The 11175-nt window shown below is 61.0% G+C and carries 9 protein-coding genes and 1 pseudogene; 5 read left to right on the forward strand and 5 right to left on the reverse strand.

Going from position 1 to position 11175, the window contains the following annotated elements:
- Window positions 1-435: 435 nt before the first annotated feature.
- From GXB81_RS11345 to GXB81_RS11360, 4 genes and pseudogenes are all read right to left on the reverse strand, one after another.
- Window positions 436-795: a DUF1493 family protein gene (locus GXB81_RS11345; protein ID WP_205989156.1), complete on the reverse strand. Its 360-nt coding sequence runs from the start codon at window positions 793-795 to the stop codon at window positions 436-438.
- A pseudogene (locus GXB81_RS31885) lies at window positions 795-1212 on the reverse strand (STM2901 family protein). The gene GXB81_RS11345 and the pseudogene GXB81_RS31885 overlap by 1 nt, the downstream one beginning before the upstream one ends.
- Window positions 1213-1703: 491 nt before the next feature.
- Window positions 1704-2498 (reverse strand): NAD(P)-dependent oxidoreductase, encoded by a 795-nt coding sequence (locus GXB81_RS11355; protein WP_167050167.1) that lies wholly within the window; start codon window positions 2496-2498, stop codon window positions 1704-1706.
- 373 nt (window positions 2499-2871) lie between these two features.
- Window positions 2872-3693: an alpha/beta hydrolase gene (locus GXB81_RS11360; RefSeq protein WP_167050169.1), complete on the reverse strand. Its 822-nt coding sequence runs from the start codon at window positions 3691-3693 to the stop codon at window positions 2872-2874.
- Window positions 3694-4154: 461 nt separating this feature from the next.
- On the opposite strand from GXB81_RS11360, the gene GXB81_RS11365 reads away from it, so the two are divergent.
- From GXB81_RS11365 to GXB81_RS11375, 4 genes are all read left to right on the forward strand, one after another.
- Window positions 4155-5579 carry a cytochrome ubiquinol oxidase subunit I gene (locus tag GXB81_RS11365; RefSeq protein ID WP_167283915.1) on the forward strand — a complete coding sequence of 475 codons (1425 nt, stop codon included), beginning with the start codon at window positions 4155-4157 and terminating at the stop codon, window positions 5577-5579.
- A gap of 22 nt (window positions 5580-5601) precedes the next feature.
- Window positions 5602-6606, forward strand: a complete 1005-nt coding sequence (gene cydB, locus GXB81_RS11370) for a cytochrome d ubiquinol oxidase subunit II (protein ID WP_205989157.1) — start codon at window positions 5602-5604, stop codon at window positions 6604-6606.
- Window positions 6581-6760: a hypothetical protein gene (locus GXB81_RS31405; protein ID WP_167050177.1), complete on the forward strand. Its 180-nt coding sequence runs from the start codon at window positions 6581-6583 to the stop codon at window positions 6758-6760. The genes cydB and GXB81_RS31405 overlap by 26 nt, the downstream gene beginning before the upstream one ends.
- 349 nt (window positions 6761-7109) lie before the next feature.
- A complete protein-coding gene (locus tag GXB81_RS11375) occupies window positions 7110-7922 on the forward strand; it encodes a response regulator transcription factor (RefSeq protein WP_205989158.1) in 813 nt (270 codons plus the stop codon).
- Here GXB81_RS11375 and GXB81_RS11380 read toward each other — a convergent pair.
- On the reverse strand, window positions 7888-9840 hold the full coding sequence (locus GXB81_RS11380) for a hybrid sensor histidine kinase/response regulator (RefSeq protein ID WP_167283912.1): 1953 nt from the start codon (window positions 9838-9840) through the stop codon (window positions 7888-7890). The genes GXB81_RS11375 and GXB81_RS11380 overlap by 35 nt on opposite strands.
- Window positions 9841-10154: 314 nt before the next feature.
- Here GXB81_RS11380 and GXB81_RS11385 point away from each other — a divergent pair, with 314 nt between their 5' ends.
- Window positions 10155-10946: a hypothetical protein gene (locus GXB81_RS11385; protein ID WP_205989159.1), complete on the forward strand. Its 792-nt coding sequence runs from the start codon at window positions 10155-10157 to the stop codon at window positions 10944-10946.
- Window positions 10947-11175 lie beyond the last annotated feature (229 nt).

The raw sequence follows: 11175 nt of genomic DNA on the forward strand, positions 1-11175 counted from the left end.
TAGATAATAAATTTTCCATGCAATGCCACTCCCTGCCCTCCTCGACCGGCAATTAATTGTTGAATTATTCATCTGAAATCTAGACGCTGATGATGCCATATATTTCCAGGAGCAGGGCATCCCAATAAAATCGGAATATTATTGAGACTATCGGCACTTCGAAATTATAAAAATAAGAAAATTTTTAAATCTTAAAATCCAAAAACCTGCAATTAAAGACACAAGCATGTCTATCTGCAATGAGGGAGTTTTTTTGAGCTCAGGCAGACCGAAAAATCGAACGCCCCTACCTCGACACGGATGACCACTGTTGAATGGCTATCAAAAAAAACATAAGTGGACCTCTGGTTTTCTATCAGTGTCCGAATCAAGTGCTCGTCTGCCAGAGGCCGCCGACGGGTGTCCAGTATGGAGCATTCCTCCGTTTAATCCTTTTCAATAAAATCGCCCCTCAGACAAAACCCCACAATCCCATTTTCCATGGACTATGGCTCTATACAGCATGGCCACCGTCATCAACTCTCTTTTCAGCGACAGAGGTTTTCGCAGGATAAATTTCTTAACGAAATAAAAAATAAATTCCTCCCCCTCCATGAAAAAATACCGACTGAATTCATAGTCTCCCCGATCCACTCTGAAAGTCAGGAAATATTTCTCCATGAATTCATTGGCATCATCTCCGCACTGGCCCAATGAATATACGACGCTCATGTCCTCGGTGATTAGCTTATCAGGCGGAAAACAGGCTTCCTCTACGATGAAATTTCTTAAATCTAGCCATGAGCGCTCACTCATCAAAACACCCTGTCTTCGGATCTGACGATCTGATTATATTTGATAATCGCATGATCCATAATTTCGTACACATCCTTTGCCATCATAATCCAACCCACACCAGGCAAGGTCCTTCCAACAAAGGTGCCCAGTTTGTGTGTTAAGACCCATCTGAGCGTCTTCATACTTTCCAGGGTAAATGTTGGCAGTATCTTTTTCTTTAATTGGTATCTAAATGACCGATGCCACGGATGTTCCTTGTGTAGCGCCTGCTGGCTTCGCTCTTGTCGGTAACACATTAAGTCCAGAAAGCATCAGTATCAGATATTCAATATCATCAATACCCAGGCGCTCACCGACTTCTTGCATGACAATAAAAATGAATAGCTCGGCAGGAGACAAATCCCAGTGCCCATCGTAATAGTACGCGTTGCTCATATCATATTGTTAGCAAGCCTGCCTCAGCATAAGGAAGGTCGCGATAATAGCCCTCTCTGCCGTATCGATCAATCTTTTTAGCTATCCAAATAAAATATTTCCGCCAAATTATTTATCTCGAAATTTTTTGTAGTGAAGGTCAAATTCCTCCCACTCCTTTACGTCGCCTGGCAACTCGGGTCGATAAGCTCTCTCATTAAAGACAATTCACTGAAAAATCAGTTATTTATAATTTATATTTTAAAAATTTTAGACTGACTTTCCAGCGGCCCCTTCTCTCACTCATCTCTTCTCAAAATTGCCACCGTAACAAACCAACGGCATTACAAGATGTCTCACTCCCGGCAGCCAACCTCTTCATCCCGAAAAAAAACGGCGCCCACCGGGCGCCGCCTATCGGCAATCAAACTCTTCCGAGCCGACTGCCATTCACTCTATTCCACCGTCACCGCGGCAACCGACCATGGCGCAAGCGCCACTCGAACCGCTAATCAATCCTTGCGCGAATAATCGATGCCGACAAACGCGCCGCCCTGGAAGCGCTGACCAAACGCGTCGAGCGGATTCGGGCGCGACAGGACGTCCGCGGCGTAGTCTTCGGAGTTCTGCTTCGGCCGGTAGCCGAGGCGCTCGGCACCGCTGTTGTCCCACCAGCTGCGCGTGTTCGCCGACACGCCCCAGACCGTCAGGAAGCCGATGTCTTCCACTTCGATGCAGCGGTCGAGGAAGTGCATGAGGTCTTCATGGCCGAACCACGTGCTGAGCTGACGCGGCTCGGTCGGCCGCTCGAGGCAGCTGCCGATGCGCACGCACACGCTCTCGATGCCGTGCTTGTCCCAGTACATGCGCGCGAGCGCTTCGCCCCACACCTTCGACAAGCCATAGAAGCCGTCCGGGCGTACTTCGCAGTCGAGGCTCAGATGCTCGGTGACCGGGTACATGCCGATCGCATGGTTCGAGCTCGCGAACACGATGCGCTTTACGCCGTTGCGGCGCGCGCCTTCGTAGACTTCGACAAGGCCGCGCAGATTGTTCTCGATGATCTCGGGCAGCGGACGCTCAACGCTCGTACCGGCGAAGTGGATCAGCACGTCCACGCCGTTGAGCAGCCGGTCGACGACCGCCGGATCGCGCAGGTCGCCGTTCATAACGTCTTCGCCTTCGACGAGCGGCGTCAGCACTTTCGAGCCCGCCGCCGAACGCAACGGAGTACCACGCGCGACGAACGCGGCACGAACGACGGAGCCGAGCTGGCCGCCGGCGCCACTCAGGGCAATCTTCTTCATAGGGGTTCCTTTACTGCGCCGCGCGCGAGATCGAACTGGAAAACAGAGGAAGCGAGTGAAGGACGCACTACGTCGCACCCTACACTCAAGTTGTACGATAACAGACTATCAACGATGGCCGGGTTGATTTCAACCAGGCATTTACCCTTATTTTAACGATCTCAGGCTCGCCAATCCCTTTTAAAACAAAGAGATACCAGTCTTATATTTATAAGACATCATATAACTAAGTGAGTATTTCCCTACTCCATGACGGGCGTTTCCGGCCCGTCGATAAAGTCGGCAAACCGCGAGGACGATCGCGAGGACAGCCAACATGACACGCCCTCCATCCTCCCCGCGCCGTCATGCCTGCCGTCACACCATTACGCGCTCACGAGCCGATGAATTCGAGCAGGTCGGCATTGACCTTGTCCGCCTCGGTCGTGCACATGCCGTGCTGGCCGCCCGGATAGACCTTCAGCGTCGCGTCCTTGACGATCTTGGCGGTCTGCCGCCCGGCGGCGTCGATCGGCACGATCTGGTCGTCGTCGCCATGCAGCACGAGCGTCGGCACGTCGATCTTCTTCAGGTCCCCGGTATAGTCGACTTCGGAGAACTGCCTGATGCACTCGTACAGCCCCTTGATCGAGCCGGCCATGCCCTGACGCCAGAACGAATCGATCACGCCCTGCGACACCTTCGCGCCCGCGCGGTTGTAGCCGTAGAAAGGCACCGCAAGGTCCTTGAAGAACTGCGAGCGATCGTCTTCGACGCCCTTGCGAATGCCGTCGAATACGTCGATCGGCAGGCCGAGCGGATTGTCGGCGGTCTTCAGCATCAGCGGCGGCACCGCGCCGATCAGCACGGCCCTGGCGACACGCGCCGTGCCATGCCGGCCGATGTAGTGCGCGACTTCGCCGCCGCCCGTCGAATGGCCGACCAGCGTCGCGTCCCGCAGGTCGAGATGCTCGATCAGCGCCGCGAGATCGTCGGCGTAGGTGTCCATCTCGTTGCCGTCCCACGGCTGCTCCGAGCGGCCATGGCCGCGGCGGTCATGCGCGATCACGCGAAAGCCCTTGTTGCCGAGAAACAGCATCTGCGCATCCCACGCATCGGCGGTGAGCGGCCAGCCATGCGAAAACACGACCGGGCGCCCCTTGCCCCAATCCTTGTAGAAAATCGCGGTACCGTCTTTCGTCTTGATCGTGCTCATCGACTGACTCCTCAGGTTGAAGTCTGCCGTCGTCGGCAGGTGGGGATGAAACGGCTTCGGCAACGTGCATCGTAGAAGTAAAAGAATCCTCCCGCCAGCTCGCCGGCCCGCGATGTCGGGCCGGACGGATCGATCCTCGGTTGAAAACGGACCACAACCGAACCCGGGCCTTGCCCAAACGTTGCCCAATCACCCTGCTGCAGCGCGGTCGATTGCCGCAGCGCGCGTCGAGGCGCGCAAAACAGCGCACGTGCATCGATCAGTAAAACTTGATACCCATCAATAGCTTGCGCGCCCCATCGGCGTATCGCGCATAAAACAAGGCGGTTTTTTGACGCACGCCGCAGCGCAGCACGATTTGCTTCGATCACCTACGCTTGCGTCATCTGCCCAGCGCAGTGCGCACCGACAACAGTCGACGCGCGTAGTCCGCTCACGCGGCCATCACGCACCTCACGCTCATGAACTCCGCAATATCGGCATTCGATCTCGCCCGCATTCAATTTGCGTTCACCGTTTCATTCCACATCGTTTTTCCGGCGCTCAGTATCGGTCTCGCCAGTTTCATCGCCGTGCTCGAATGGCGCTGGCTACAAACAGGTAAGGCGTACTACCAAGATCTTTGCCTGTTCTGGTCGAAGATCTTCGCAGTGGCCTTCGGCATGGGCGTCGTCTCCGGCGTCGTCATGAGCTATCAGTTCGGCACCAACTGGTCGGGATTTTCGAGTTTCGCGGGGCCCGTCACCGGTCCGCTGCTGATGTACGAAGTGATGACCGCGTTCTTTCTCGAAGCGGGCTTCCTCGGCATCATGCTGTTCGGCTGGCAGCGCGTGAGCCCGCGCGCGCACTTCGGCGCAACGCTGATGGTCGCGCTCGGCACGCTGATCTCGACCTTCTGGATTCTCGCCTCGAATAGCTGGATGCAAACGCCGCAAGGCTTCGAGGTCGTCAACGGCCAAGTCGTGCCGCTCGACTGGTTCAAGATCATCTTCAATCCGTCGTTCCCGTACCGGCTCGCGCATATGGCGCTCGCCGCGTTCATCGTCGCGGGGCTCGTGGTCGCGGCGGTCGGTGCATGGCATCTGCTGCGCGGCCGGCGCGATCCGGCCGTGAAGAAGATGTTTTCGATGGCGCTGTGGTTGCTGCTGATCCTCACGCCGATCCAGGCATTCGTCGGCGATCAGCACGGTCTGAACACGCGCCAGTATCAGCCGGCCAAGATCGCCGCGATCGAAGGTCTGTGGGACACCGAAAAAGGCGGCACCGCGCTGAACCTGTTCGGTATCCCCGACATGAAGGCGGAAACCACGCGCTATGCGGTCGCAATCCCGCATCTTGGCAGCCTGATCCTCACGCATAGTTGGGATGGCGAAATTCGCGGCCTCAAGTCATTCCCGCCGCAGGACCGGCCGAACTCGACCGTCGTGTTCTGGAGCTTCCGCGTCATGGCCGGGCTCGGCGTGCTGATGATCGCGATGTCGCTCGCGGCCTGGGTGCTGCGTCGCCGCGGGCGCCTGTTCGACGCGAAGTGGTTCCAGCGCCTGTGCGTCGCGATGGGGCCGAGCGGCTTCGTCTCCTTGCTGGCCGGTTGGGTTACGACCGAAGCGGGCCGCCAGCCGTGGGTCGTGTACGGCGTGATGCGCACTTCGCAGGCAGTCTCGCCGCTGACCACGCAGCAGGTCGGCCTCTCGCTGATGACCTTCGTGGTGGTCTACTTCCTCGTGTTCGGCACCGGCATCTACTACATGCTGAAGCTGATGCGCTCGGGTCCGGCGCGGCCCGGCAGCGGCTCGCACGACGCGCCCGACAGCCTCGCCCGGCCGACGCCCGCCCAAACCGCGCGCCGTCCGCTGTCCGCCGCCGATCAGATGATCGACGCTGTCTAACCTTAGCTTCGAGAGCAAGAAAATGGACGTCACCGTCGTATGGGCCGCGATCATCGCGCTCGGACTTTTCATGTATGTCGTGCTGGACGGCTTCGATCTCGGCATCGGCATCGTCTTCCCGTTCTTCCCCGACGAAAAGGAACGCGACCTGATGATGAACACGGTCGCGCCGGTCTGGGACGGCAACGAAACCTGGCTCGTGCTCGGCGGCGCCGCGCTGTTCGCGGTGTTTCCGGTCGTCTATTCGACCGTGCTGTCGGCACTGTATCTGCCGCTCGTCTTCATGCTCGTGTGCCTGATCTTTCGCGGCGTATCGTTCGAGATCCGCGCGAAGGCTCGCCGCACGAAGCACCTGTGGGACCTCGCCTTCATCGGCGGCTCGGCCGGCGCGACATTCTTCCAGGGCATCGTGCTCGGCGCGTTCCTGCAAGGCATCCCCGTGATCGACGGTGCCTATGCCGGCAACGCGTTCGGCTGGCTCACACCGTTCAGCCTGCTGACGGGCCTCGGGCTCGTCGCGACCTATGCGCTGCTCGGCTGCTGCTGGCTCGTCGCGAAGACCGAGGGCGATCTGCAGCGCCGGCTGCATCGCGTGGTATGGCCGCTCACGCTCGTGCTGCTCGGCTTCATCGCGCTCGTGAGCCTCTGGACGCCACTGATGGACGCCGGCATCGCGCAGCGCTGGTTCCACGACGGCATCTTCCACCGTCTGCTGCCGGTGCCGTTCCTCGTCGCAATCTGCACGTTCTTCATGCATCGCGCGGTGCGCGCGCGCCATCACAACACGCCGTTCGTGCTCGCGCTGACGCTCGTGCTGCTCGGCTACCTCGGGCTACTCGTGAGCCTGTGGCCGTATGCGATTCCGTCGAGCCTGACGCTATGGCAAGCGGCCGCGCCGCGCACGAGTCAGACGTTCACGCTGGCCGGCGCGGCGGTGATTCTGCCGGTCATCGTCGCGTACACGACGATGGGTTACTGGATCTTCCGAGGCAAGGTGCGCCATGACGACCCCCATCACTATCACTGACCCCGCCGGCACCCGCGCCGCCGCGCCACGCGCACGCAGACTGCCGGGCTGGCTCTGGTTCATCGCCCTATGGTGCGGCGGCGTGGCCGGGGCGATGTCGCTCGGTTTCGCCTTCAAGCTTCTGATGAATGCGACGTTATTCGCAGTCGGATAGCCGCCTGCGAACGCGCGTCGATCCGGCCTGCATAACCTGCCGGGGCACGCGCGAAAGCGCTTAAAAAAAGGCCCGCGCGGCTCGTCTACCTAGCAAGCCGGAACCTATGCGCGAGAGCCCTGCCTTACACATCAGGTAGCGCATCGAACGATGCCGGCGAGGGAGAGGAACGAGACGGACAACGGTAAGCGACGCAGAAGCGCGGCCCGGGTATCGGGACGAAAGCACGCCGCGCAAGCCTGATGCACGAGCGCGGAATACCGGCCATGATGCGTTTCACGAGAACAGAAGCACACTATCCTGCAACGGCGGTAGCCCTCAACGGACAGGCCCGACTCGCGGAGACATCATGAAGTTTCTTGTGGCCGACGACCATGAACTGATCCGGCAAGGCGTCAAAGGCATGCTGCGCGGCTTCGATCCCGAAGCCCAGTTCGACGAAGCCGATAGCTGGGAAACACTCGCCAGCGCCGCGCGTCCCGATGCCAATCACGATCTCGCGATCGTCGATCTGCATATGCCGGGCATGAGCGGCGCAAGCTCGCTCGAAGCGCTGCTCAAGGCGAACCCGGCGCTGCCGCTCGTGGTGCTGTCGGCGGAAGAATCGCCCGACGAAATGCGCGCGGTGCTCGCGGCCGGTGCGCTCGGCTTCGTGCCGAAGCGGCAGCCCGCCAGCGTGATGCTGAAGGCGATCGAGCTGGTGCTCTCCGGCGGCGCCTATGTGCCGATGGAAGCGCTGAGCCTGCTCGGCGCACGCGATACGCCAGCGGCCGATGCCTGCGCCGGCGCGGCTTCGGGCACGGCTTCCGGCACGGGAGCTGAAACGGCCGCCGCGCTCGCCGGCATCGCCAGCCACGGCGGCGCCGCTCAGGCCACCGCACAATCCGCCGCTCAGACGCCGAGCCCGAGCCCCGCCGCGCGGATGCCGGCGCTCCAGCCGCATCAGCAGCATCTGCTGGAAAACCTCTCGCCGCGTCAGCAGGACATCATGCGGCTCGTGCATCGCGGCTGGACCAACAAGATGATCGCGCGCGATCTCGGCGTCGCCGAAGGCACCGTCAAGGTGCATCTGTCGGTGATCTTCCGCGCGCTCGGCGTGCATAACCGCGCGACAGCGATTGCGGTAATCAACGGCTGGCTCGAGGCGGGGAAGAGTTTGTAGCGACGGGGTTCGCGGCGACGGCGCTCACCGTGGCCGCGCCGGTTGCTGTCTCGTTCTGTACACCGCTGCTTGCACCACCCTTGCCGCCCTCGCCACCGTCTATGCCCGCCCCTGCACCGTCACGCAACATGGGTGCCGCCGCCGGCCGTCCCTTGTCCAGTTCCGCCTGCTGCCACAGCATTTCGAGCGTGCGCCGCAGGCGCGCCGGCGTCACCGGCTTGTGCAGCACCGGTATGCCCTGCAACACGAGCGCCGAGAGTTCCGTCGACGCCATATCGCCGGTAATCAGCAAGGTCGCGACATTGCCATGACCCGCGCGCGCGAGCGCGCCGCGCACTGCCGCCAACGCCTGCGCGCCGGTGCGGTGATTCGCGAGCTGGTAATCGCAGAGCACCGCATCGGGCACGAAGCCGTCCGCGAGCGCGGCCAGCGCCTCGGCTTCATCGCGCGCGCCGAACGCGCTGCACCCCCAACGCCGTAGCAGGCTTTCGATTCCTTCGAGAATCGAGGGGTCGTCGTCGATACACAGCACGCGCCGCTCCTGCGCCGCCGGCCCGCCCGTCACCGAGTCGTTGAGACTCCCGACGATGCCGGCCGCGTCACCCGCCTGCACCGCAAAGCGGAACACGGAGCCGCGCCCCGGCGCCGAGCGCAACTGCAGTTCGCCGCCGAGCAGATCGACGAGCCGCTTGACGGTCGGCAGCCCGAGGCCGTGCCCCTGACGCGCGTCGCGCTGCGGATTCGCGACCTGATAGAACTCCTCGAAAATATGCGCGTGCTCCTCGGGCGCAATGCCGATGCCCGAATCGCGCACCTCGATAAAACCGCCCGTCTGCCGTCCCGCGCGCCGCAAGCCAAGCCAGATCGCGCCCTCTTCGGTGTAACGCACCGAGTTCGACAGCAGGTTGCTCAGCACGCGTTCGAGCAGTACGGGGTCGTCGTAGACGACCATCGCGGTCGGCGCGATGCGCAGCGCGAGCCCCTTCGCCGCGGCCTGCGGACGATACTGGCTGCCGACCCGCTCGAACAGTTCGGCAAGCCTGAAATGCAGGCGGATCACCTGGGTCACGCCGCTTTCGAGCCGCGCGAGATCGAGCACCTGGTTGAACAGCTGGTTCAGCGCCTCGACGTTGTAGACGATGTGCCCGGCCGTCTTCGCGTGCTGCACCGGCGTCGCGGCCGGATCGTTCAGCGATGCCGCGAGCAGTCCGATCGCATGCAGCGGCTGCCGCAAATCGTGGCTCGCGGCCGCGAAAAAGCGCGTCTTCGCGAGGCTAGCTTCTTCGGCCACGCGTTTTTGCGTCGCCAGCGATTCCGCGAGGTACTGCTGATCGACGCGCGCCTGCACGACCTGGCGAAACAGCTTGCGGTAGCTCATCGCATAGACGTTGATCGCGCAGAAGAAAAACGCGAGGACGATCGCGAGAATCGTGCGGTCGAACGTATGCGAGCCGAAATGCAGCACGATCGACGGCAGTAGCAGGAACGGGATCGAGGTCGAAAAGTTCAGGAGGTCGAAACCATTCGACATGAAGACGCCGGCGGCGAGCGTCACGAGCATCACGGTATGCAGCAAGGGCAGATCGGCCTGCGAACTCTGGAACGCGAACCACACCGCGAAGCCGGGGCCGCTGTAGAGCAACACGCCGCGCAACGCATGCAGACGAATCCACTCGCGCGGCGCAACGAGTTGCGGATAGCGCCGGTTGCAGATCCATAGCGCGAGGCCCGCGCAATTGGCTAGCGCATAGAAGCCGAAACACGCGATAAAAAGCGCTGGCGACGGTATCTGCGGCCAGTAGATCGCAATGAGCACGGCCATCGAAAACCAGTGAGAAAAGAAGGCGATCGGATCTTGCGCATAGAGCACGCGCACGAGGTCTTCGTCGATGGCACGCTGGATCGGGTCGGCCCGCATCGCGCGGTCTCCTTTGTCGAACGGCGCGGCCCCGACATGGCCCAGGCGCCGATTATCCCCACCATGCGCCCGCTTCGCGAGCGCGACATTTCCCCGAACGTACGTCTACTCTTCAGACGAAAAGAAAGGAATCCGTCAGAAGGTTTACCCGGCAGTTTACCCATCAGCTAACACTTAATCCATATAGGCGCGAGCCTTGCCGCGAACCATACTGCATTCACGTTTCAGCGCGGCATTTCAGGCTTCATCCAACGCTTCGCGGCCCACCGCCGAAGCTCACCGCGCTCCTTGTCCCCACGCTGACGGAGGTTTCCATGGGCGCAGTCCCAAGCTACGAGTTCGCCCGCCAACTCGACGACGCGATCCTGCCCGACCTGTGGCGCAGACGCACCCGGCTGTCCGCGGACGAAATGGTGTCGATCGTCGAACTGGTCCGGCGCGCGTTGCGGACCTATCACCCGCTCGAATTGCAGGCGCTCGGCGAAGACAAGGAAGAACTGGTCGCTCAGTTCATCTACGCAAAGGTGCTGCGCCTCGCGCCCGGCCACACCGAAACGAGCGCCTGCGCGGACAGCGCGCCGTCGAACAGCTACGCGGTATGCGCCTATTTCCGCCGCTATCTGATCGACTGCCTGCGCAGCGCCGGCCATCAACGCAACGTCTCGATGGAAAACGAGGGCATCGAGCAGGAAATCGATCTGCATGCCCAGGCACTCGAAGATCCGGTGCAAAGCGTGCTGCTGCAATACGGCCTCGACGAAGCGCGCGTGAGGTTCGCGGCACGCGAATTTATCGAAGGGCTCGACGAGCCCGAACGGATCGTGCTGGCGGGCAGCCTCGGCTGGTGCTCGGAAAGCAAGGGCGGGCTCGCGGCGGTGGCAGCTCGGCATCGGGTCCCCTCTTATCACTATCGCGCCGTCAAACTCGGCGTCACGATGAAAAAGACGGCCGGCGCCGAGGAATTTTCCAACACGAAGATCGGCCGCTGGCTCACCGACGTGCTCGGCATCGCCATCGACATCGAAAATCGCGAAGCTATCCTGCTCGCGCTGAACCTGCTCGCCGCGGAATCGAGCGACAGCGAAATGAATGAAGTGGCCGCCTAACGGACGACATAACAGGCCACATAAAAAGCGATGGACCCGCGCATGAGCGCACGGCCGGCCAAACCACAAGAAAACCGCCCGCTCATGCCGCCCGACACGTCGCACGCTACGGTTGCGCGCCTTGCACGGCGCGCTTTTTTTGTGCGCCCATTCCACCTACGATAAAAAATCTGCTGCCGCGCGCCGTCTTTATTCCGAAGCACAGCTTCCGTTCCCCGCATCCGACTCC

This window comes from Paraburkholderia sp. Ac-20336 (assembly GCF_017105025.1).
GTDB lineage: Bacteria > Pseudomonadota > Gammaproteobacteria > Burkholderiales > Burkholderiaceae > Paraburkholderia.